Origin of the sequence: Paenibacillus silvestris, assembly GCF_009882985.1 — a bacterium.
Lineage (GTDB): Bacteria > Bacillota > Bacilli > Paenibacillales > NBRC-103111 > Paenibacillus_E > Paenibacillus_E silvestris.
The window spans coordinates 657,291-680,780 of sequence record NZ_WTUZ01000020.1; the positions used below are offsets into that span (position 1 = coordinate 657,291).

Consider the following 23,490-nt stretch of genomic DNA (forward strand, 5'->3'; position numbering starts at 1 on the left):
TCGCAGCTGAAGATGATATATTAGTAAATGACGAAGAACGTCCTTGAGCCGCTTGGCTCTGGGGCGTTTTTTTGTCATGTCAACTTGTTAAATTAACCTACAAGTTATACAATAAACATAAAAATTAAAGATTGAGGTTCCTTTTATGCAAATTGAAGTCTCCACCAAAAATATGGCCTTTCTCGAATGCTTTTCCTCCGAAACGCGCGTAAAAATGATCGAGCTGCTTGGACAAGAGCCGCTCAACATCAAACAGCTCTCTCAGAAGCTTGATATTTCTTCAGCAATCGTAACGAAACATATTCAGAAGCTTGAGCAAGCTGGCATCGTCACCTCCGAGAACACAACTGGTATCCGCGGCACTCAGAAAATATGCCATTTGAAAATAGATCAAGCCGTCCTGCAGTTCAAACCAAAGAAGCAAGTCGACCTTCCTACGAACACGGTTGCCATCCCGATCGGCCAGTACACCTCCTTCGAGGTTAAGCCAACTTGCGGGCTTGCGTCTCCGACCCAGCTTATCGGCGTGCTCGATGATCCGCGTTATTTCGCCGATCCAGGACATGTCCATGCAGGAATTCTGTGGTTTGCCAGCGGCTTTGTGGAGTACCGCATCCCTAATTTCCTGCACAGCAATCAAAAGCTGCGCACACTCGAAATCTCCTTCGAAATTTGCTCCGAAGCGCCGGGATTCAACGAGAATTGGCCTTCGGATATCTCGTTCTACATCAACGACATCCCCCTTGGGAACTGGACGAGCCCAGGTGATTTCGGTTCGCAGCGAGGTGTCCTATCGCCTGATTGGTGGAGCAGCAGCAATACGCAGCACGGCCTGCTTAAGGTGATTACGGTCAGCCCCACTGGCTCCTATCTGGACGGCACCAAAATATCCGATACCACGATCCAAGATCTATCCGTCGCCTTCGGCAAAGACATTCAATTCCGCATCGCATCCTTGGAGAGCTCTCCCAACTGTGGTGGCATCACCTTATTCGGTAAAAGCTTTGGCAACTACGCACAGGATATCATCGTCTCCATGCACGAGGACAAATAGCTCTACGGAAGCCAACAGACCTTTACAATTTAATATCATGTCAAGCTAAATACATAAATAAATCGCATAGAAGTTGATCTCCCTGCCTCATTATGCTTATTGACATCAAACTTGACAAGTATAAAAACCGTGCATTTTTTAGCGAAAAATAGGCGTTTTTGCAAGGTAAAAAGAGGGAGACACCAGTCATTTTAGACGTTGGCATAGGCAAAACGCATGCCGTCAGCCATCGGGATGAAATGATGGTGGGTTTCAAAAATCGCACGAAGCATGTGCTGGGCACCTTGATGTTGTTGACTCTGCTTCACGTTCTCTTTCAGCTTCGATAAAAGGGATTGATTGGCGATCACTTCTAGCAGCTGGCTTTTCAGCTCAAGTGCATTTTTCACTTCGATCGCAGCCCCTAGGCTGACCAGGTATGCAGCGTTTTCCTGCTCCTGGCCAGGAATCGGCTTATACAACATCATGGGAAGCTCAAGCGCCATCGCTTCTGAGATGGTGAGACCTCCAGGCTTCGTGATGATCAGGTCCGATAGAGCCATCAGCTCATGGACATGGTCCACGAACCCTGTCACCTTCACGCGATGCCGCGTTTTCTCGCCGCCCAGTTCCTCTTCGAGGAGCTGTTTGAGCTTCTCATTTCGTCCGCAGACAAAAACGAACTGCACCGCCTCTGCCAGCTCATCCGACTGCAGCACGGACTTGAACTGCTTGCCGATCAAGCCATGCCCGCCGCCCATTACCAGCACAGTCGGCATCTCACGGTCCAAACCATGCTGATCTCGCAGCTCTGCCCGATCATACACCTGTGTGAACGGTTTCCGAATCGGAATCCCCGTAACAACGACATGCTGCTCCGGAACACCGTATCGAAGCAGCGCTTGCTTCACGTGCTCAGCACCAACCAGATAACGATCCGTTCCCGGATGAATCCAATAGCTATGATCCGTATAATCTGTCATTACCGTAACGGTTGGCACCGTTGTGAGTCCATTGCATTTTAAATATGACATCGCCGCCGCAGCCCCAGGGAACGTACATACAACCTCTGTCGGCTCCTCTTCATACAGCAGCGCTAGCATTCGATCCGTGTTGAATGACTTCATTTTTTTAAACATATGGGAAAACGTATTATCATCACGCGTCTTGCGATACAAATAGCCATATACGGAAGGCAGGCTCTTCACCCACTGCATATAACAGTATTTGCCCACACCATGCAAGTATGGATGCGTCCACTCCAGAAAATCGACAACCTTCACATCTACGTTAGGCTTATGCAATCTCGTAGCTTCTAGGATCGCCTGAGCCGCTTTATTATGTCCATCCCCTAAACTGCCTGTCAGAATCAATAGTTTATCTCTGCGTTTCATTGTCTTAATCCCCCTTCGAGATTGCTTTGCTGTGCCCGTACTTTGATGCGTGATTCCGTAAACCAGCCTCTTCGCACACGATCCAAGGCATAAACAACACCTTCCGCCACAAGAACAGCTCCTACGATATCGAGCAGGACATGCTGTTTCACAAACTGTGTGGATACAATGATGAGCAGCGACATGGCGGTTACGATGATTTTGTAGTGTGTCGCGATTTGATTCGTACGCAGATAAGCTCTCATCATCAGATAGGAGGTCAGTACATGCGTGCTTGGAAAACAGTTAAATGGTTGATCTGACCGGTACACCCACTCCACCATCCGCAGCAGCCAATCGTCGTTACCGGTTAGCTCCGGCCGAGGTACAGTAGTTTGATAAATGGCATACACACCATAACAAATCAACAAGCCTATCACGAATTCCACTAGCGTTATATAGTAATTGCGACGATCTTTGTACACCAAGTACAGGAAGCCGACAAGTAGAAATCCATACCACGATAGATACGGTACGACAAAACCTTTCAGAAACGGGATTTGCCGATCCAAATCAGTCACCAAATTGTAAGCTATTCCGTCAGCTTGATTCAGATGAATATAGATAAGACCCACCAACGGGATCAGCAGCAATGCGCTGCAAGCCAAGCAATAGGACCACCACGACGATAATCTCACACAAATTCCTCGCTCTCCTTAACGTTATCTTCATAATAAAGGAGAAGCTATTTCTTCTAAACGCTCTAAGGTACTGTCTTTACTTAGCCAAAGGTCTTGATAAAACCTAGACTAAAGGCTAAGTTCTAGGTGACTGTATCCTAACTGCATCCCATCAGCCCAACTAAGTATCAAAAGCTAATCAAATGTATATTATATGTATATACATGGTACTGGGGGTGAGCTATAATTGACTCATAAAAAGGGAGAGGAGCAGTTTCTAATGACGACAGTCACAGTCAGCAAGTGGGGCAACAGCAGCGCTATCCGAATTCCGAACCAGTTCTTAAAACAGCTTAACCTGAAAGATGGCGCGGAACTTCAGATCATCCTGACATCAGACAACGAAATTCTCCTTCGTCCTTCGGCCGAGCCGGATGAATCAAACGCTGAGTTAAAGGCTCACATGAAAATGCTGCTTTCAAAAATAAAACCCGAATCACCGCGGCATGAAGAAGTGGATCTTGGGATTGAAGGAGACGAATTAATTTGACCACACCATCACGCGGCGATCTGGTTTGGCTGGATTTCGACCCGCAAGCAGGGCGAGAGCAAGCTGGACGCCGTCCCGCTATCGTACTTTCCGAATTTGAATTCAATGCACTTACGGGTTTTGCACTTGTATGTCCTATTACCAGCCAGTCAAAAGACTACCCTTTTGAGGTAACACTACCAGACAATCTTCCCTTCTCAGGCGTCGTTCTCACAGATCAGATGAAAAGTTTAGATGTAAGAAAACGTAAAATTAAAATTGTTGGCAGCCTCCCTGTCGATTCCGCTCCTATGAAAGAGATCCTTCGCAATACTCGCTCCATTTTGGCATAACAAAAACCCAAGGCACCGCCTCAGGTCATCGCGTCTCTTGTTATCCATTCTTTCCTTTTCTCCACTTCGTAAACCGTACTCCCCCATATAAGCATGCACTCAGTATCCGAGGAAATATGTTCAAGAAATCAGCTTCGTCTGCTTTGCCTTTTCGGCTACACGCTTCGTATAGCCGCTGAGCGGCTTTTTCAGAGCTAACGCCACTAAATAACACACCACAATAAACATCAACAGAAAGATAACATCCTCCAGCACTACCCAAAACAGCATCCCGCCTACAGCCTCGCGCAGCACCCCAACCGCATAAGTAAACGGCACGAACGGATTCACCTTTTGAAAAAACGTGGAAGCTGTGCTCACCGGGAATGTCCCTCCCGAGCTCGAGAATTGCAGCACTAGAAAAATAATCGCGATACCTTTGCCGATATTGCCAAATACCGAGACCAATGTATACGTGATTGTAATGAACACAATGCTGATAAGCAGCGCAAAAATAACAAACCAAATCTTATCCACAACATACGTTCCCAAAATAAAAATATCCCCAATGGTGACAATTAGCGCTTGAAACAACCCAACAGTCAGGAAGATCATCATTCGTCCAAAATAAATATGATGCGTCTTATATATACCATCCAAGTTATCCACATCTACTCTCATGAGAGAGACAAGCAGCATCGCCCCTACCCACAACGAAAGCGTTGTGTAAAAAGGCGACATCGCCGATCCGTAGTTCGGAATGGGAAATCTTTTGTCCTCTTTGATCAGCACCGGATTAGAGAGAAAATCACTTTGCTTCTGTATGTCATTCTGAAGAAGGCGAAGCACCTCCTCGACGCTGCCGCTTCCTTGAACTTTGCGTATCTGGTCCGCCGCCTTGTGGACAGCCTCTTCGAAGGCCGGCAGATCGCTGCGCACAAGATTAGCCGCTAGATGAACGGCATCCTCCACTTCGGGCAGCTTGGTCTGGTACAGATCCGCTACTTTGCGGATCTCCTCCTCCGCCGCCGGCAAGTCGTTGCGTATAAAATCCGCTGCCGTATGCAGCTTCTGCTCAACCCGCGGCAAGTCATTGCGGATGAAAGGAGCCGCCTCATTGATGCCGCTGGTGAACGCATCCAGCTTGCTTTGAAGCGTCGATGATGCTTCGTGTACCTTCGCCCGGATGTCCGGAAGCTCCTTCTGCAGGGTATCCAGCTGCGTCTGAGCATAATGAATGCCATCCTGCGCATCCGTCAGAATCGCTTTGATATTAGGAAGCTGCGTCTTCAATGTTTGAAGCGCGCCTCCTGCATTCTGGGCGATGGACTGGGTTTGCGCCAGGGCTTTGGTCATATTCGGCACAATCTCCGAATCATATCTAGCGAGAATGCTGCCTAGCGCAGCACTTGCTTCTTTGGACAACGTGTTCAAGTTATTCACGATGTCTTTAGCCGGCTTCTCGCCGCGCCCGATAGCGCTTTGCAGCTTATTCAGGGCTTGAATTTGATTAGCCATATTCGTTTGAAGACCCGTCAACTTAGAGATGGTATCCGTGAACGGGCTATTAGGTACATTCGTGTTCAAACGAGTGAACACATCAATCGTGTTATCCAGCACAGCTGCGCCGGACGTGACGCGTTCAGACAGAAGAGCTATAGCCGCCAATGCTTTCTGCGGGTCGAGGTTTACATCCTGCAGCACCCCAGTAAGCTGCGTGGCAGCATCCGCCGTTTGTTGCAGTAGGGTCAGATTTTGCTTCACCACGGGGATTACAGTTTGGAAAGCAGCCTCATTCTTTTGTAAAAAACTCGTGAGCGCATCAGCGAAAGCAGCTCCCTGTGTCGCAATCGCGTCAATTTTCGGCAGCGTGTTCAGGGCAGCACTCACGATTTCATCGGCATTGCGCGATTTATCAATTGCGGTATTCAGCACCTCCTCCACTTTGCCGAAATTCTGATCCAGCTCCGCCACACGACTCGCAGCCTTCTGAATCTCAGGCAGCTTCTGTTGAATAAGCAGCACTTCCTGCGCAACCGCCTGAATCTGCGGCCAGCGTTCTTCAATCTTCAAAACCGTATCCGCCGCTTGGTTAATCTCCGGGATTTTCTCTTCAAGCTGAACGATCTTTTGCCCTTTTTCTTTGAGCTCAGGCAGCTTCTGCTCTAGTTCAATCGCTTTTTCGCCCATCGTCGCAATTTCGGGCAGTCGATTCTCCAGCTCCAATATTTTGGACTCCATATTGCGAATCGTGGGCAACTCTTTTTCAATATCAATGCCGATTTCCTTCATTCGAGTCAGAATCGAGCTGCTTACTGTCTTGATAAAATTCTCACTGATCTGCTGAGTGACATTGGACGCACCTTTGCTTGTAATTTTGGGCGCGACAGCATTGATTTTCTCATTCACGGTATAAATGATTTCGGGCTTCTCCATCGTGCCATCCACAATACTCGTAATTTTTCGTGAGAAGTCCTCGGGAATAATTAAGCTCGCGTAATAATCACCGCGTTCTACACCATTCAGCGCCGTTTCTTCATCCACAAAAGTCCAGCCCAGCGTATGATTTTCTTTTAAATTATCCACAACCTCGTTTCCGATGTTAATGGTTTTATCCTCAATCTTTGCCCCTTGATCGTTGCTTGTTACCGCGATTTTGATTCCCGAGGTATTGGCATAAGGATCCCACATCGCCTCTAGGTTAATCCAAGCATACACAGACGGCAGAATGGCAAGCGCGATCATGAGAAACAGACCTGTGGGCACCCTCCACAAGTTGATTAGATCCGTCCGATAGATGCTGAAAATCTTCTTCATCCTTACCCCGCCTATCCATTCGCATTTGGTTATTAATGTAACCTGACAGTCTCCTACGCATTCAAAATAGTACCAAATACATGGCATTTCAGCAACTACTCCCATGTGGATAACTTAATCTGTGGATATGTGCACAGAATGCGTCAAGCCTTATGCACAGCATGATTTGTGGACATGTTGATACTGTGGGTAATTTTGTGGATAAGTGATTTTAAGGTGTAAATAATGCTGAAAAAGAGGGAGGGCAGGCGCTGGGTGGCGGTGAACACGGAAGGAGGAAAAGTGGATGAGTGCGGCGCTGGGTGATAGGCGGTATGGCAAAGGGACGGCGCGAGGGACAGAGTGAGTGGCCTAGAGCGGGAGTAAATGAGGGGGGAAGCTCCAGAGGAAAGCAGGGCGGATATGCTGGGCGATGCATAGGACAAACTCAGGCAAAACGCGGGACAAGTTCAGGGCAAATCACGGGAAGTGGTGCCGTGCGGGTGTAAAAAAGCATACCAGTGTTTGAAAAAGAGGGAGGGACTTCCGAGCTAGGTCATCTTGCTTCATTAAGAAACATGAAAAGCGCGCATAGTCCATGCGCGCCGCTAAAGAATTTATGTACATGTCACTTAGCATGTTCAGATGACGAGACGCCCTCGGCTGCCAACTGAATACGTGGCAGAAAATGCGTCCAACCTTTTACATGATCAGCAATTTCTGCTGCAGGAAGGTCATAGTGCGTGAACTCTAAAAGAGTGCCATTATCCTTAGGCGTCAGTTTAAATTCAACTGTACTGGAACCTGGAGGGACAGCCTTGGAGCGCTCCCATCCCCATGTCATAACTACTTTCTCGTTGGGAGTAATCTCTTTGTACTCACCCATCGCAACGTCACTGCCGTTCAAATCGATACGAAATTTGCCCCCAATGCTAGGGTCTAGCAGAACGTTTTGTCCCATCCAACGAACTAATTTATCCGGATCCGTAAAAAACGAAAACAAGGTCTCTGGGCGGCATGCGATAAAAATTTCCTTTTTAATTGCCTCGTTATTGTTCATTGTTTCCATGTTTTCTTCTCTCCTCTTCTTCTGCCGCTTCTTTCAGGCGCAGCAAGCTATGATCCCAGAAGCTCTCAATGTATTGCATCAACTCGGCGAACCCTTCCCTCCTAATCCCATAAAATCGTTTGGTGCCTGCCCGCCGAACAACGACGAGCCCAGCTTCTTCAAGAACCTTGAGATGCTGTGAAATTGCCGGTGCTGAAATATCAAAATGCGAAGCAATGGCGCTAGAGGTCAGCTCCTCATCACGGACGAGATGTAAAATATCTCGACGCCTTGGTTCCGTTATCGCTTGAATGGCTTTATCGATCATATTAATAATTTAGCACGCACTTAATTAAGTGTCAACTTAATTAAGTGCGTGCTTTAATGAATAAATGGAATCAAGGTAAACAAGCCATGCAGCTACGACAAAAAGCCCCTTCGTATGAAGGGGCTTTTTAGCCGCTGTAACATCAACACTTCAAGTAGCCACCATTCGTAGCGGACTCAGCAGCCGTTATTATGCCAATAACAGCGATAATTGAGGTGCTATCGGACTGAGATGACGTTATTCATTTTGTCGCTGTTACAGGCAACTTCACAGTTATTAACAGCACCTGAGTCCGATAGATGACTAATCCCTCCCGAGCTCACCAGCCTTACAGCGGCACCACTTGGCGCCAGCCGCCAAGCGCCGTCACATCTTCCGCGCCTGCTGCCGCGTAAGCCTCACAAACAAAACCCGGGACCTCCGTGCCGTCCCGGAGCTCAACCTTACCGATCCCCAGCGGAGCTGGGATCGCTGCCGCAAAGCCGCCGAATGCCTCCAGCGGCATTTCCCAAACCTCCAGGGCGATCGCTGCGCCGCCCTGCTCCTGCTTCACGAGCCCCGGCTTCGCCGGCGTGGTCGGCAGCTTCACGAGGCTGTACTTCGCTGCGGTCTCATCCTCACGGATGAACCGCGCTCCACAGCCTAGCATCTGCTTCTCCAGCGGGTAGCCACGCATGTGTAAGCCGCAGACCGCGACGAGCGTCGTAGCCTGCGCTGCCGCTGCACTTGCTCCGCTATCGGCGGACACCGATGCGCCTTCGCTCGCGCTAGCAGCCTCGCTTGCCGCGCTCGCCCCAGCCAAGATCAGCTCGGCTGCGCCGCAGATCAAGCTCTCCTCTTCGGCGATCCCGAAGAGGGTGATGCCAAAAGGCGTCAGCGGAGCCGCATCGCCCGCCGGCACAGCAACCGCACACCAATCCAGCAAATTGCAATGATTGGTGTAGCGCCCCATCTCCCGATTCGTCTGAATCGGGTCAGCGAGCACCTGCTCGCGGGTCCATGTGCCCCCGCAAGTTGGCATAACAAGCACCGCGCCTTGCAGCAGCTTGCGCGCTTCCAGCTTGAAGCGCTGCAGCTTATGCATCGCCTGGAACACCGATGCGGCGTCGTATTCCGCCGCAGAGCCGGAACGGAGAATCTGTTCTGTCACGGGATAAGCAATCCCCGGATTCGCCTCAATAAAACTACCCAAAGCTGCCCAGCGCTCAGCGACCCACGGCCCTTCGTATAGAATTGCCGCAGCTTGGGAGAACATCGTAACATCTACGTAAGCGATAGGGAGTTTCAGCTCTTTTAATTGTTCCACGGCTCTTTCCCATGCCGCTTCATACTCCGCGGCATAAGGCCCATAGAACCCAAGCGGGCCGTCCGGCAGCAATAACGTCTGCGGAAGCTGAGACGCGCCTCGACTCACGCTGCGCGACCACGGATCATCGCCGTGAAGACCACGCGCAGCGCTATCTACAGCAAGTGCGTCATCCAAGCTGTGCGCAAAGACGGTTACACAGTCTAAACTCGCACAGGCTGGTACGACTCCTTTGGTTGGCCATGCGCCGAGACTCGGCTTGTAGCCAACCAGTCTGTTCAGCGCAGCCGGCACGCGGCCAGAGCCTGCTGTGTCCGTGCCAAGCGAGAAAGCCGCTTGGCCGCGAGCCACAGCAACGGCGGAGCCTGAGCTCGAGCCGCCGCTGATCAGTTCCGGACGCAGCGCGTTGTGCGCGTCACCGTAAGGGCTTCTCGCGCCGACGAGTCCTGTCGCGAATTGATCCAAATTCGTTTTGCCGACCGGGATCGCTCCTGCGGCAATTAATCTTTCCACGACGCCTGCGTGCTCCGAGGGCGTATAGGCATACGCCTCGCAGCCTGCCGTCGTCGGCACCCCAGCCAGATCAATGTTATCCTTGATCGCAAAGGGAACCCCCCACAGCGGCGCATCCGCCGGATTCAACTCAGCCAATCCGTCCAAATACGGCTGAATGAGCGCCATAGAAGGCGGCGTAATCCAGAGGTTCATTTCCGCGTCGTCCGCTGCGCGCTTTACAATAGACGCAATAACCTCTTGCGGTGTCAATTCTTCTTTAGCATATTTATCCTGCAGCCAAGAAACCGTAAGTTCTAGAGGAAGCTCCCTAAGAACGCCATTCTCCCTAATCTTTGTCATCTACAAACACCTCTCCTTAAGCAGATTGGGCAATTCCAAGAATGAGCTGCCCTGCATGAACTTGATCCCCTGGCTTCACTTGAATCATTGAAACATAACCATCGCAAGGAGCGTGCTGAGGGAACTCCATTTTCATACTTTCGAGAATAGCTAATTGATCGCCCTTCTTCACTTGCTCGCCTGGTGAAACAAGCACTTTCCACACGCTCCCCGGCATAATTCCGCGCACAGCGACTGTACCTGCCGGCAGTTCATCTTCAGGTTGTTCACTTGCCGTTTCTTGTTCAGATACGTACTCCGCTAAACCTTTCGCTTTCCAGCTCTCCCGCTCTTCGTTGAACGCGATTTGCTGCTGCTTGCGGAACGTTGCTGCGCTTTCTTCTATAGAACCCAGGAATTGCAGGTATTCGCCTAAATCAAAGGTCGTCTCCTGAATATCCGCTTCATAACGGCCACGCGGGAAGTCTTCACGGAGCTGGAGCAGTTCCTCAGCACTCACTTCATAAAACTGAATTTGGTCAAAAAATCTCAGCAACCACGGCTTACCCGCCTTAAAGCTCTCCGTTGAGCGCAGTCGGTTCCACATCTGAATCGTACGCCCGACGAATTGATAGCCGCCTGGACCTTCCATCCCATACACACACATATAGGCTCCGCCAATACCGACGGCATTTTCCGGTGTCCACGTGCGTGCTGGATTATATTTTGTCGTCACTAAGCGGTGACGAGGGTCAACCGGTGTAGCGACAGGGGCACCCAAATACACGTCACCCAAGCCAAGCACCAAGTAATTGGCGTCAAAAACAATCTTTTTCACATCATCAATCGAATCTAATCCATTAATACGCTGGATGAATTCTAGATTACTCGGACACCATGGAGCGTCAGGCCGGACCCCTTGTTGATAGCGCTGAATCGCCAGCTGAGTCGCCGGATCATCCCACGAAAGCGGCAAGCGCACAATACGCGATGGCACACGGAATTCTTCAAGCGGAGGCAGCGCTGCGTCGATTTCCACAACTTTGGCGCATGCCTCACTCACGGTGATTTGGGTCGGATCAATATGGATTTGCAAGGAACGAATGCCAGGCGTTAGATCGAGCACTGGAATCGAGCCACTCTCCACAATCGCTTGCATCAAAGCCTGCACTTGGAAGCGAAGCAGCAAATCCAGTTCAAGCTCACCGTATTCTACGAGCAAATTTTGATCGCCGCAGCAGCGAATGGTGATTGGGAATCTGCGATTAGCTGTTTCGTGGAACAGACGCGGATACTCCGGCGTAATCTCCTTATTCACAGTAGGAAGTGCCTCAAGGGTAATCCGCTCAAAATCTCCCTCACCGATCGCTTGCAAATTATTTTCTTGCCGCTCTCGCAAACCTCCCGCTTCCGAAAGTGTCAGCAGGTGGAACCGGATCGAATCACCAGGATGCAGCTGACCGAGCTTCCAGAACTCTGCCGAAGCCGTTGTTACCGGACAAACGAATCCGCCGAGACTAGGACCATCCGGACCAAGCAAGATGGGCATATCCCCTGTTAAATCCAACGTACCTATGGCGTAGGCGTTATCGTGAATATTGGAAGGATGAAGTCCCGCTTCGCCGCCATCTTCACGCGTCCACAGCGGAGCTGGCCCCTTCAATCGAACACCAGTTCTTGATGAGTTAAAATGCACTTCCCAGCTTGTTTCTGTCAACTGCTCCAAGTACTCCGCTCGCAGGAATTCTCCTGTACAATGCGGTCCAGGAATGACGCCAATCGTCCATTCCCGTGTCATTTCCGGACGATGCTGCACAGCAAGCTCAGCTGCCTCTTGTACAGGGCTGCCGCCTGCGTTCACGCCAAGCACATCGCCTGTACGCAGTGCGCGACCGCCGTGTCCGCCGAAGCCGCCCAGCGTGAATGTCGAGGAGCTGCCAAGAATTTTCGGCATATCGAAACCTCCGCTGACCAACAGATAAGCCCGCATCCCTTCTTTCGCCTCGCCGAAGCTCAGCACTTGCCCACGAGCCGCAAATACCGGCTTATAGAGCACGACGGCTTCCCCATCCAGCTCCGCCTGCATATCTGCACCAGTAACGCAGAACCACAGATCACTGCGGAACTTGTAGGAACCTCCGCGCAGTGTCATTTCAAGTCCGGGGGCATCATCCGCATTGCCGAGCAGCTTGTTACCGATCCGGAACGAGAACGGATCCATTGGCCCGCAAGGCGGCACGCCCACGTCCCAGTGGCTGATCCGCCCAGGGAAGTCCTGTACCGTCGTTTGGATGCCGCCATCTACGACTTCCAGCGCCCGTTCAACGGGCTCGAAGGTATTCAATAGCTGCGTGAAGACGTTCCCGTCTACGCAATCTTGTTCTTGCAATAACGCCTGCAAATATTGCAGATTCGTAGTAATTCCGTACATACGCGTCTCAGACAGCGCCTCGATCAATTTCTGGATGGCATCTAGACGGTCTGTGCCGTGGACAATGATTTTAGCCAGCATCGGATCGTATAAGGTAGTAACCGTTAAGCCATCCCTCACCCATGTTTCATTCCGTGCACCAGCCGAAAATACAGCCCGATCCAACTGCCCCGCGCTCGGACGGAACTGCTGCAGGCAATCCTCTGCGTAAATCCGCGCTTGCATACTGTGACCGATCGGCTTGCGAATGAGCGATTGGATGTCCGTCAACTCGTTTGCCGCTTCGCGCACCATCCACTCGACAAGATCAACCCCCAGCACTTCCTCCGTAACGCCATGTTCGACCTGAAGTCTCGTGTTCACTTCCAGGAAGTAGAACTCGCACGTTTCCGGGTCATACAAATATTCCACCGTCCCTGCGCTGCGGTAGCCGACTTCTGCTGCCAAACGCTTAGCCGAAGCAAACATCGCCTCGCGCACATCGTCCGATAGATTCGGAGCCGGGCTCTCTTCGATGACCTTCTGATTGCGGCGTTGGATCGAACAATCGCGCTCACCGAGCGTAACAACTTCCCCGAAGTTGTTACCGAAAATTTGCACCTCGACATGGCGCGCTCTGGCGATATATTTTTCAAGGAACATGCCGCCGTTTTTGAAATTTGTCTCTGCCAAATGGCGCACACCATCATAAGCAGCCAATAACGCCGCCTCGTCCGCACAGACGCGCATGCCGATGCCGCCGCCTCCTGCTGTGCTTTTGAGAATAACCGGGTAACCAATCCGCGCAGCTTCTGTAAGCGCAGTTTCAAGCTCTGTGATAAGCGGCGTTCCCGGCAGCATAGGCACACCAGCTCTTTCCGCTATTTCGCGTGCCGAGTGCTTGAGTCCGAACATTTCCATTTGCTCCGGTGTAGGTCCGATGAATACTAAGCCATGATCGCGACAAGCACGTGCGAAATCAGCATTTTCACTGAGAAAGCCGTAGCCAGGATGTATCGCCTCAGCACCCGTTTCCAGCGCTGTTTTCAGAATCAACTCTGTATTCAAATAGCTTTCCTTCGCCGGCCCCTCGCCGATCAGAACAGCTTCATCCGCTCCATCCACATGCAGGCTATCTTGATCTGCTCCTGTATAAACAGCAACCGATGCCACCCCGAGCTTGCGCAATGTGCGCTCAATGCGTACAGCGATGGCACCACGATTAGCGATAAGTACTTTTGTAAACATCGTATCCACACCCCTTTGAATTTCTATTTATCCCAAATTAGCACCTGAATCGGCGTTGGATTGTAGGCATTACAAGGATTATTGAGCTGCGGGCAGTTGCTAATCAGCACCATGGAGCTGCCCGTCGATTGAACTTCCACATAGCAGCCCGGTCCGGAGACACCATCATCGAACTTCAATCCACCATCTTCTGTAACCGGCACATTCATAAAAAAGTTGATATTCGGCGCCAAATCCCGCTTCGTATACGCCCCCTCGTGCTGTGCAAGCTGCAGCATGAAGGTATCTCGGCAGTTGTGCATCGACAGCTTGTCGTGCGAGTATCTTACTGTGTTGCTTTGAGCCGAACAGGAACCGCCAACGGTGTCATGCCGCCCGCATGTATCCGCTACGATTCGGAGCAGCTCCTTGCCGGACTCAGCACGCAGTACTGAGCCTGTGCTCAAATAAATGTTGCCTTGACCAGCAATCGTCGCCACAGCGCTGTAGTGATCCTCAGGATTTTCAGCATCATAAAATAAGGTGTCCGCCGCCTGATTCCCCTCCAAATCAACAATTCTCAGTACTTGACCCGGCTTCAGCTCGCGCATCCAACCGTCCCCTGCTTGAATGACTTCGCTATATATGGCCTCCTCGGCTATGCGAGGGCTTTCCACACGATTAAATACCGCCATATCCGTTCCTCCTCCGTGTTTAAATTAACTAAGCAATGCGTGGTATTCCCATGTATTTTCAAAAGCCCGGCGATTCTCCGAACGATAATTCACGCAAAAGTCATCCACGCCTATAGGATCAGCCTGCAGCACCTCGATGTTAACAGGCACCGATGGATAAGTGGTTCTAGGATCAAGAGGATTTGGTGTATTAGAAAGAACAAGCAATGTATCTAACTCTGTCCGAAGCGTCACTGTTGCACCTGCCGGACAATGCGTAAGACTGAAGTGCATATCGCCCTGCTCATCACAAAACACCTTCGAGAATAGGTTGAGGACAGGCATCATATCCCGCATGCTAAGTCCATTACGAACAAGTTCCACAGCGAAGTTCTCCTGCCCGCTCCGCAGCCACTCATTGCGCAGCTCCTGATAATGGGTGGCCCCATATTTGGCGTCCGTTGCCGCACGGCTTGTGTATCCGCTCAGAGGATCATGCCAACCAATGCTGTCTTCCACGATGCTTGCGAGCACTCTTCCATTGTCACTCATCAGCACATGTCCGCGCGTCAGATGGGCCGTGTACTGCGCCTTCAGCGTATCCGGCATATTGTAGCGCTCCGTCAAGTCCCGCGCGTGGAACAATTGGATGGACACATTCGCCCCCGCCTCTTGAGCTGTAAATCGGATCAATTTCCCTTTGCCAATTACACCAGACCACTTGCCTCCCGGGCCTATTGTCTTGTTCCACACATTTGCCATCGTAGCCATCTCCTCCTGAATTCTTGTTAAACAAAAAGGGAGACATCACAAGACGCAATTCGTCTTGGTGATATCTCCCAGGTTTTTATCCTTCCGTGTCGCTCCTCATCATAGAAGCGGTTTACTCTCGGACCAGCCCGGTGGTGTGCCGGCGGAACCCTAGTAAACAATCGTATTCGTTTGTGTTATTAAACATAACATTGACCAAGGAATGTGTCAATAACTTCTAGCAATTTTACCTTTTTCATGCAAAATACTTCTCATACGCTTTACAATGTGTTATATTAACTTACACAAAAGACATATAGTTAACATCCAAGAAGAAATCCGGTTACTTTTTAACTTATAAGTTATGATTCATGACATACAAAGTTTTCTAGGGTTCCGCGATGGCTCAAGCCACGGTCTGGTCCAAGAGAAAACGCACAGCTCACCCTGTGTTCACGGAGGGACAAAAGCCCGGGAGGATATCTGTTCATTAGATATCTCCTTGGCTTTTTTGCATACCAGCCCCTGACGATCGACCACAGCAACAACGATAAGGGAGTGTATCATCATGACAAAAGAAGTCCAACTACGGAAATCCTTAAGCCTGTATCAAGTCGTCTATATGGGGCTTGCTTGGATGACGCCTATGATTTATTTCTCCATCTATGGGATAGCTTACGAGAATGCCCATGGCATGCTGACGCAGGCGTACTTGCTTGCTTTTATCGCGATCTTCTTCACAGCTTACAGCTATGGCGTCATGTCCAAATCGTTCCCCACATCAGGTTCCGCCTACACCTATACGAAAAAAAGCATCCACCCATACCTCGGCTTCCTCGTTGGTTGGGCACTTCTACTGGACTATTTCTTCTCCCCAATCATCGCTTGTCTCACCTTCGGCATCTATCTGCATGCACAATTTCCGTCTATCCCGGCTTATGTCTGGATCATCGGACTGAATATCATCCTTGGGATCGTCAATGTGATCGGCATTAAATTTTCAGCAAATATCAGCAAATTGTTCGTTTGGATTCAAATCTTGTTTATTGGCGTGTTCTGTTTCTTTCTATTCCGCAATTTGACGGGGGACGTTCATCCGATGGGATTATTCCTGCAAACAGACGTGCCGTTCTCCACAATCCTAGCTGGTGCTTCCATTATTTGTTTCTCCTTCCTGGGCTTTGACACGGTCACAACCATGTCGGAAGAAACGGTAAATTCCGAGAAAACAATTCCTCGGGCCATCATGATTATCATCCTTACAGCGAGTGTTCTTTACTTAGTGCCCTCTGTTTTGACTCAGCTGATTTATCCACACCTAACCTTCGTAAATGTAGATTCGGCTGGCTTCGAGATCGTCAAGCTTGTTGGCGGGGCCGCACTCAGTTCTGTGTTCATCACAGTGCTCATTCTCGCTATTTTTACACAAGGCCTATCGTCTGTAACGAGTGTTTCCCGCCTTCTCTTTGTCATGGGGCGCGATACTATCTTGCCTAAACGGGTATTCGCCTACCTTCATCCGAAGTTCAATACACCAGTAATCAACATCGTGATCGTGAGCTGCGTCTCCCTGCTGGCCCTCGTGATCTCCCTGGACAATGCGGTCAAATTCGTGAATTTCGGGGCGCTTACAGCCTTCTTCTTCGTAAATATCTCAGTCATCGCGCAAAAGTACATCAAAGAAAACCAACGCTCTGTGAAGCAAACCTTCTTGTATCTTGTTCTTCCCTTGGTCGGAGCAGGCTTCATTGGCTATCTGCTTTCGCTGCTTGACCGAGACGCCTTATGGATGGGCGGTGTCTGGCTCGTTATCGGGATTGTGTATCATCTGATTCGGAAAAAAGTTAGCTCTGAGTCGGCTGGCCCCGTACTCACTCCCAGGGCTATACCAAGTAAACCCATGCGTACTTCCGGTTCTATCAAATAAAAAACCGAGCGAACTCAGGATCTTCTCCTGATCATCGCTCGGTTTTTTATTTGCCGTTTATTTGATGTTTATTTGCGGTCTGCTGGGAATACAAGTCCCATTTGTTTCCTAGCTTCATCCATAATAGCCATCGCGATGCTGGAATTGGCATGTGAGTTCGTCTCGGACTGAAGCGCTCCGCTTTGAATCAGGCGGATGAACTCTTCTGCTTCATAACGCATCGTTCTAGCGCTCTGCTCGCGTGTCAGATTCTCTACTGAGCCGTTACGGTAACGGATTTCGACTTTCTCTGGCTGATTGATTTTATCAATAACCATCGTTGCGTGCTCGCCTTGGATTTCTGTCGGCAAATAGGAGCTTGCGATTTTGGAATGCATAATCACCGCGTCCATCTCTTTGTAGCTCAGCAGCAGACTGCCTTCACCGTCGACACCGGATTCCAGCAGCATGCCGCTTGCTTGCACACGATCTGGGGTTCCGAACAGCACCGCCAACGGATAAATGCAGTACACGCCAAGATCCATCAGGGACCCATTGGAGAAAATGGGATTGAACGCATTCAGCACCGTTCCCTGCTTATAGGCGTCATACCGCGAGGAATATTGGCAGTAGCCTGCAAAATAACGGCGGATAGGTCCAAGCTTGTGCAGATTCTCTTGGATCGCTTTGAAATTCGGCATCAGCGTAGACTTGAGCGCCTCCATGAATACAACCTTATTGCTGCGCGCAGCATCAATCATCGCGGACAGCTCAGCGGTATTGGATGCTGCCGGCTTCTCGCAAAGGACATGCTTCCCGTGATTCATGCAGTGAACTGCGTACTGGGCATGAAGCGAGTTCGGGCTCGCGATATAGACGGCGTCGAACGTTTCGCTTTGCACTAAAGCGTCCAAGTCTGTAAAACGGTGAGCGACCTCGAATTTATTAGCGAATTCCGCTGCCTTCTCTTCCGTGCGTGAGTACACGGCTGTTAATGCGAATTCTACCGTCTCGCGGGCTGCGTGAATGAACTCTTCCGTGATCCAATTTGTTCCTATTACTGCAAAACGTATCATAGTGGCTCCTTTGTAAGTAGGTTTTGGCTTAGGTTGGCTAGTCAGAGGGAACAGCGGGCCTCTATTTGCTGGAAAAGTTGTTTTTCGCCAGTCGCGGGGAACTGTGGGCCTCTATTTCGACGTTTTTGACGGAATTGGGGAGGTTTGCGGGCAAATAAGACCCTGCAGTTCCGTCTGATGGGCTATTTTGACGACTCTTGCTGAAATAGCGGACCATAGTTCCACATCTCCACGCGAATGTTGGCGATGTGGCAGGTTCCACCAATTTGTTCTTTTTACTATACCTGATTTGGGATAGTTGATAAAGGCACGAGAAGGATTTGTAATGGTTAGTAAGTAACTTAATCTATAGAAAGTTACTTATAACTCATCAACTGTAATAAACTTCACTACTTTCACAGACGTAGAAACTTCTATAAAATAGAATCTATCATCACGACGTACAAATCTTCAATATTTAGTGCTTACTAATATCAAGAGGAATGTGGGAGGATGAATCATGAAGTATTCATATTTAGGGAAATCCGGCTTAAAGGTCAGTCAATTATGTCTAGGAACAATGAACTTTGGACCGGAAACTGAAGAAAAAGAAGCTTTTAAAATTATGGATGCCGCATTGGATGCGGGAATCAATTTTTTCGATACAGCTAATGTGTATGGAGGCGTTGAAAGAAGAGGCTGGACGGAAGAAATTATCGGCCGCTGGTTCAAACAAGGCGGAGGCCGCAGAGAGAAAGTTATTCTTGCGACCAAAGCCTATGGCGATATGAATGACGCCAACGATGGACCTAATTCGGAGCGCGGATTATCTGCTTACAAAATCAGACGTCATCTGGATGCTTCCCTCAAAAGACTGCAAACCGACCACATTGAGCTTTACCAAATGCATCATATTGACCGCAACGTGTCGTGGGATGAGCTGTGGGGCGTATTCGAATCCGCTGTTAACCAAGGCACTGTCGACTATATTGGCTCTAGCAACTTTGCAGGGTGGCATATTGCCTGTGCCCAAGCTGAAGCCAAAGCCCGCCACTTCCTAGGCTTAGTCTCTGAGCAGCATCTATACAATCTGCTTGCCAGATTGCCTGAACTCGAAGTGCTTCCAGCTGCGGAAAAACTCGGTCTTGGCGTCATTCCATGGAGTCCGCTAGCCGGCGGCTTGCTCGGTCGCAATGCCTTGGCAGGCACAGGTGCCCGCAGTACACGTTCGTCTGAACGGGTTGAGAAGCATCGGAGCCAATTGGAGCAATTCTCAGCTCTCTGTAAAGAGATCGATGAGAAAGAAGACGTTGTTGCCTTAGCTTGGGTGCTATCGCATTCAGCTGTTACTTCGCCGATTATCGGACCAAGAACAATCGAGCAGCTTCAGGATTCCTTGCGTGTACCTGAAGTTTCACTTAGCGAAGAGACTTTGAAGAAGTTGGACGAAATCTTCCCTGGCCCTGGCAAAGCGGCTCCGGAAGCTTACGCTTGGTAATAGATGTTGCAGCGGCTGCTCTCTTAGAGAGTTGCCGCTTTTTTTGTTCCACTTGACATGAAACCAAAGGGTTTCGTATAATCCAATATGAAACCTTTTGGTTTCGCATTTAGAGTAAGGAAAGGAAGGCGCAAGCCATGCAAGAAGAATTACTTAAAAAGCTGCGCTATAAGCAAGGACGAGCTCTCGTACTACATGCGCCCGAAGGCTATAAGCTCGGTATTGAAGAGTCTGGGGAGCCGAGTGGGACTTATGATTTCGTTCAGCTTTTTGTTCATGATGCGGCTGAAGTTGAAGAATGGACGCCCAAAGCGATCCAGTATCTCAAAGACGACGCTCTGTTCTGGATCACCTATCCGAAGCAAAGCTCGAAGGTCAAGACGAACATTAACCGTGATAGCCTATTTACCTTGGTTTCAGGCATTTCCGAGTACCGCGCGGTTAGCAATGTGGCCGTGGACGATAAATGGTCCGCACTCCGCTTCCGTCATCTAAATAAAGTGAAGAGCAAATCCTAACAAACACACCATTCATTGGAGGAATCTCAAAATGAGCAATCAAGCAAACACATTATCAGATATCGTACAAACCGTCGTTTTTAACGCGCCGATTCAAAAAGTATGGGATGCCGTTGCAACTTCCGAAGGCATCGCGGCTTGGTTCATGCCGAATAACTTCAAGCCGGAAGCCGGATATGAGTTTCACTTGGAAGCCGGACCTTTCGGCAATTCTCCTTGCAAAGTGACGGACGTTACGCCGCCTAACCGTCTCTCTTTTGTATGGGGCAAAGACTGGTCGCTTACATTTGAATTAAAAGATGTGGATGGCAAAACAGAATTCACCCTCATTCACGCTGGTTGGGATGTGGACAAGGTTACGGAATTTGGCCAACCTCATTCCGTTGTTCGCGAGATGATGGCAAACGGCTGGACAGGTATCGCGATGAGACTTACAGCTTACGTCGAGGCTTAAGATGTCAGCCCCCTCGCAGAAACATGATGTGTTTCAAGCGATAGCCGATCCGACGCGCCGTCAGGTGCTGCAGCTGCTTCGTGAGCAGGAACTCCCAGTGACCGTGATTTCCGGTCATTTCCCGATGAGCCGCACCGCGGTGTCCAAGCATCTGCGCATCCTTGCCGATGCAGGCCTGGTGAAAGAGCGAAAGGTCGGCCGCGAAACCCGCTACAGGTTGGAGGCAGAACCTCTGATGGAACTCAAACGCTGGCTTTCCTATTATGAGCGTTATTGGGAAAACAAATTAAACGCACTCAAAAGGTTCGTGGAGTCTGACGACGAGGATGGCGGCGGCAACCCGTTTGCTGCACTGGGATTGGTGGATCCGACACCGACCAAACAAGATTAGAGGAAAACCTGGCTGATTTGGGCCAGGTTTTTTGGTTTGTTTAGGCGGCGAGTTGCGGTCAACGTTGCACATTGTGCAACATAGAAGCACTAACTAGCCCCGCTCACCTCACTATGTTGCACTTTGTGCAACGTAATGGGCACAAGCCACGGATCTCTCAGCCATTTGGGAGCAAACGAGTGCACGCAAGCAAGCTGGTTGCCCTTTTGTAATCCATCATTCCGGGGCATGCTAAACTCCTGAAGGCCCTCACTACTAACTTACAAAAAGTAAATAACTTACTTGACCAGCGAGTTATAGTGGCGTAATATAGGTTACATAAAGTAACTAGGTTATCAAATGTAACTATAAGGAGCGATGACGATGATTTCACCTATATTTGTAGGGCATGGATCCCCTATGATGGCTATCCAAGATACAGCTTGTACCGAATTTCTTCTGGACTATGGCAAAAAGGTTTCACCCAAAGCCATCGTTATTTTTACAGCCCACTGGGAAACAGAGGTCCTTACCATCTCATCCACCGACGATGTCTACGAAACCATCTATGATTTCGGCGGCTTTCCGAAGGAGCTGTTCCAGATTAAGTACCCGGCAAAAGGCAGCAAAGCGATTGCCGGCCAGCTGGCCGAACGCTTCCAAACAAAAGGCATCCAGGTGAACCTCGATGCCCAGCGCGGACTTGATCACGGCTCATGGGTACCTCTGCTGCGCATGTTCCCTACACCCATCTGCCCGGTGATACAAGTGTCCGTGAACCCCTACCTGCCGCCAGCTGAGCAGTACCGCATTGGGGAAGCGCTGCGCGGTCTCGATCAGGAGGATATCCTGATTATCGGCAGCGGCGCCACCGTGCACAATCTGCGTGCGCTCAACTGGGAAGCGACCGAGCCGGATGCTTGGGCAGTCGCTTTTGACGATTGGCTCGTACAGAACATAGAAGTTCAGAACCTGAACGTGTTGTTCAACTACGCTGCGGAAGCCCCTAATGCGCGCATGGCTGTACCGCGGCCGGAGCATTTCATCCCGCTTTATATCGCGATGGGGAGCGGTGACCCAGCTCGTACGCCTCAAATCATTCACCGCAGCTATGAAGTCGGCTCGCTGAGCTATCTATCCGTATCCTTTTAAAAAGCGTAGACAAAAAGAGACCCACAGCAACGGGCTGCGGGTCTTAAGTATATATATATTAAAAGGGGGTCGAATTTCATTATAGGTCCCGAACCTTAATCCCAGATGAAAACAAGATTGCATTTTGGTTACAAATGATGGCTATTTTGTTTACAAGCTGTTATTTTTCTTTTACTGGAATGTAGATGTCGATCTGAATCTGATCATGCTTGTCAGCATGGCAGCGCTCATCATACCACTCAAACTCCACACCGCCAGCATGCTCCAACCCGGAATGAGGGAACCATTCCTCAAAGATAGACTTCCATGTGCTCTGAATCGATGTCACGAATTGATCGGGGGTAACTTTTGGCGTCGAAAATACAGCATATCTAGCCTCAGGAAACTCACGGCACACCAAGTCAGCAGGCACACCCTCGAAGCTTGTAGCTTCCATCCCGATCAAATAGGTTAATTCCCCAGTCTCCATATTAAAATCCGTACAAAGGCCAAGCTCAACCGGCGAATCCGTGTGTACGCGATTACCTATGCGGCTTCCCTTATTCTCTTGCAGATACGTGTTCCAAAAAACAGGAATGTCTCGGTGATTCTGACCCTCCTTGCAGGTCGTCTTCAGTTCGTACCCAATTAGTTTAAAAGCCGGTTTCGTTCTCAATTGATAGTCCATGCATATGCCTCCTAAATAGGGATTGGGATTAATTTTCCTTTGCAGCACATTCGCTTTGGCATATAACGGTGTCACTATACCTTGTTTCCGATACGCGAGCGGGGTTCGCTCAAACACCTTTTTAAATGCCCGAGTGAAGTTCTCATGGGACTTAAACCCATGGTCGAGGGCGATATCGATCAGCTTTTGATCCGTATGCGCGATTCGGTAGGCGGCTCTTGCCAGTCTTCTTTTCCGAACATACTCCATCACCGCTTCTCCCACCATACTCTGAAAAACCCTATGAAAATGAAATTCAGAGAAACAGGCAACACGAGCAAGCCCCTCCACGGACATAGGCTCCGCCAGGTGGTCTTCAATATAGTCCAATGTCGCCTGAATTTGCGTATCGTAATCAGTGCTCATCGTTCATTGCCCCCTCCAGCTGCTATCCACAGTGTACGTGATTAAACGCCTTGCTTCTTGATCTTTCTTGCTAAAAGGGGGCCGAGGACGAATCCGGCATTTCAAAGCTGCGATCCTATGCTGAGATCCTATAAGAAGCTGCTGT

At 49.8% G+C, this 23,490-nt stretch carries 20 protein-coding genes and 2 riboswitches; of the genes, 9 read left to right on the plus strand and 11 right to left on the minus strand.

Annotated elements, in window-relative coordinates; genetic code table 11:
- The first annotated feature begins 145 nt into the window (after window positions 1–145).
- Window positions 146–1,054 carry an ArsR/SmtB family transcription factor gene (locus tag GQF01_RS18180; RefSeq protein WP_161408130.1) on the plus strand — a complete coding sequence of 303 codons (909 nt, stop codon included), beginning with the start codon at window positions 146–148 and terminating at the stop codon, window positions 1,052–1,054.
- Between the two features lie 191 nt (window positions 1,055–1,245).
- Here the strand turns inward: GQF01_RS18180 and GQF01_RS18185 are convergent, their stop codons facing one another.
- A complete protein-coding gene (locus tag GQF01_RS18185; protein ID WP_161408131.1) occupies window positions 1,246–2,427 on the minus strand; it encodes an MGDG synthase family glycosyltransferase in 1,182 nt (393 codons plus the stop codon).
- Complete coding sequence (locus GQF01_RS18190) at window positions 2,424–3,104, minus strand: phosphatase PAP2 family protein (RefSeq protein ID WP_161408132.1); 681 nt, start codon at window positions 3,102–3,104, stop codon at window positions 2,424–2,426. The genes GQF01_RS18185 and GQF01_RS18190 overlap by 4 nt, the downstream gene beginning before the upstream one ends.
- Before the next feature lie 262 nt (window positions 3,105–3,366).
- Between GQF01_RS18190 and GQF01_RS18195 the strand changes: the two genes are divergently transcribed.
- Together GQF01_RS18195 and GQF01_RS18200 are read left to right on the plus strand one after the other, a co-directional pair.
- Window positions 3,367–3,636, plus strand: coding sequence for an AbrB/MazE/SpoVT family DNA-binding domain-containing protein (locus GQF01_RS18195; RefSeq protein ID WP_235959900.1), 270 nt, complete (start codon window positions 3,367–3,369; stop codon window positions 3,634–3,636).
- A complete protein-coding gene (locus GQF01_RS18200) occupies window positions 3,633–3,968 on the plus strand; it encodes a type II toxin-antitoxin system PemK/MazF family toxin (RefSeq protein WP_161408134.1) in 336 nt (111 codons plus the stop codon). Before GQF01_RS18195 ends, GQF01_RS18200 begins: the two co-directional genes overlap by 4 nt.
- 120 nt (window positions 3,969–4,088) lie before the next feature.
- Here GQF01_RS18200 and GQF01_RS18205 read toward each other — a convergent pair whose 3' ends face one another.
- From GQF01_RS18205 to GQF01_RS18235, 7 genes are all read right to left on the minus strand, one after another.
- The gene (locus GQF01_RS18205; RefSeq protein ID WP_161408135.1) at window positions 4,089–6,764 is read right to left on the minus strand and encodes a YhgE/Pip domain-containing protein; all 2,676 of its coding nucleotides are present in this window, start codon (window positions 6,762–6,764) and stop codon (window positions 4,089–4,091) included.
- 607 nt (window positions 6,765–7,371) lie between these two features.
- A complete protein-coding gene (locus GQF01_RS18210; RefSeq protein ID WP_161408136.1) occupies window positions 7,372–7,812 on the minus strand; it encodes an SRPBCC family protein in 441 nt (146 codons plus the stop codon).
- Window positions 7,793–8,119 (minus strand): ArsR/SmtB family transcription factor, encoded by a 327-nt coding sequence (locus GQF01_RS18215; RefSeq protein ID WP_202556441.1) that lies wholly within the window; start codon window positions 8,117–8,119, stop codon window positions 7,793–7,795. Before GQF01_RS18215 ends, GQF01_RS18210 begins: the two co-directional genes overlap by 20 nt.
- Window positions 8,120–8,447: 328 nt before the next feature.
- Entirely contained in the window at window positions 8,448–10,280 is a 1,833-nt protein-coding gene (atzF, locus tag GQF01_RS18220) for an allophanate hydrolase (RefSeq protein WP_161408137.1), read from the minus strand.
- A 16-nt stretch (window positions 10,281–10,296) separates the two neighbouring features.
- Window positions 10,297–13,917 (minus strand): urea carboxylase, encoded by a 3,621-nt coding sequence (gene uca / locus GQF01_RS18225; protein WP_161408138.1) that lies wholly within the window; start codon window positions 13,915–13,917, stop codon window positions 10,297–10,299.
- 23 nt (window positions 13,918–13,940) lie between these two features.
- On the minus strand, window positions 13,941–14,591 hold the full coding sequence (locus tag GQF01_RS18230; protein WP_161408139.1) for an urea amidolyase associated protein UAAP2: 651 nt from the start codon (window positions 14,589–14,591) through the stop codon (window positions 13,941–13,943).
- 24 nt (window positions 14,592–14,615) lie between these two features.
- Window positions 14,616–15,332 carry an urea amidolyase associated protein UAAP1 gene (locus GQF01_RS18235; protein WP_161408140.1) on the minus strand — a complete coding sequence of 239 codons (717 nt, stop codon included), beginning with the start codon at window positions 15,330–15,332 and terminating at the stop codon, window positions 14,616–14,618.
- A gap of 72 nt (window positions 15,333–15,404) precedes the next feature.
- A riboswitch (guanidine-I (ykkC/yxkD leader) is annotated at window positions 15,405–15,506 on the minus strand.
- A 191-nt stretch (window positions 15,507–15,697) separates the two neighbouring features.
- Window positions 15,698–15,800, plus strand: a riboswitch (guanidine-I (ykkC/yxkD leader).
- 88 nt (window positions 15,801–15,888) lie between these two features.
- Between GQF01_RS18235 and GQF01_RS18240 the strand changes: the two genes are divergently transcribed.
- On the plus strand, window positions 15,889–17,247 hold the full coding sequence (locus GQF01_RS18240; RefSeq protein WP_202556443.1) for an APC family permease: 1,359 nt from the start codon (window positions 15,889–15,891) through the stop codon (window positions 17,245–17,247).
- Window positions 17,248–17,315: 68 nt separating this feature from the next.
- On the opposite strand, the gene GQF01_RS18245 is transcribed toward GQF01_RS18240, so the two are convergent.
- A complete protein-coding gene (locus tag GQF01_RS18245; RefSeq protein ID WP_161408141.1) occupies window positions 17,316–18,302 on the minus strand; it encodes a Gfo/Idh/MocA family protein in 987 nt (328 codons plus the stop codon).
- Between the two features lie 499 nt (window positions 18,303–18,801).
- On the opposite strand from GQF01_RS18245, the gene GQF01_RS18250 reads away from it, so the two are divergent.
- The 5 genes from GQF01_RS18250 (at window position 18,802) to GQF01_RS18270 (ending at window position 22,273) form a co-directional block, all read left to right on the plus strand.
- Window positions 18,802–19,779, plus strand: a complete 978-nt coding sequence (locus GQF01_RS18250) for an aldo/keto reductase (RefSeq protein ID WP_161408142.1) — start codon at window positions 18,802–18,804, stop codon at window positions 19,777–19,779.
- Between the two features lie 137 nt (window positions 19,780–19,916).
- Window positions 19,917–20,297, plus strand: a complete 381-nt coding sequence (locus GQF01_RS18255) for a hypothetical protein (protein ID WP_161408143.1) — start codon at window positions 19,917–19,919, stop codon at window positions 20,295–20,297.
- A 31-nt stretch (window positions 20,298–20,328) separates the two neighbouring features.
- Complete coding sequence (locus tag GQF01_RS18260; RefSeq protein ID WP_161408144.1) at window positions 20,329–20,751, plus strand: SRPBCC family protein; 423 nt, start codon at window positions 20,329–20,331, stop codon at window positions 20,749–20,751.
- Window position 20,752: 1 nt separating this feature from the next.
- A complete protein-coding gene (locus GQF01_RS18265) occupies window positions 20,753–21,142 on the plus strand; it encodes an ArsR/SmtB family transcription factor (RefSeq protein ID WP_161408145.1) in 390 nt (129 codons plus the stop codon).
- A 363-nt stretch (window positions 21,143–21,505) separates the two neighbouring features.
- Window positions 21,506–22,273 carry a DODA-type extradiol aromatic ring-opening family dioxygenase gene (locus GQF01_RS18270; RefSeq protein ID WP_161408146.1) on the plus strand — a complete coding sequence of 256 codons (768 nt, stop codon included), beginning with the start codon at window positions 21,506–21,508 and terminating at the stop codon, window positions 22,271–22,273.
- A 160-nt stretch (window positions 22,274–22,433) separates the two neighbouring features.
- Here GQF01_RS18270 and GQF01_RS18275 read toward each other — a convergent pair whose 3' ends face one another.
- The gene (locus GQF01_RS18275) at window positions 22,434–23,345 is read right to left on the minus strand and encodes an AraC family transcriptional regulator (protein WP_161408147.1); all 912 of its coding nucleotides are present in this window, start codon (window positions 23,343–23,345) and stop codon (window positions 22,434–22,436) included.
- Window positions 23,346–23,490 lie beyond the last annotated feature (145 nt).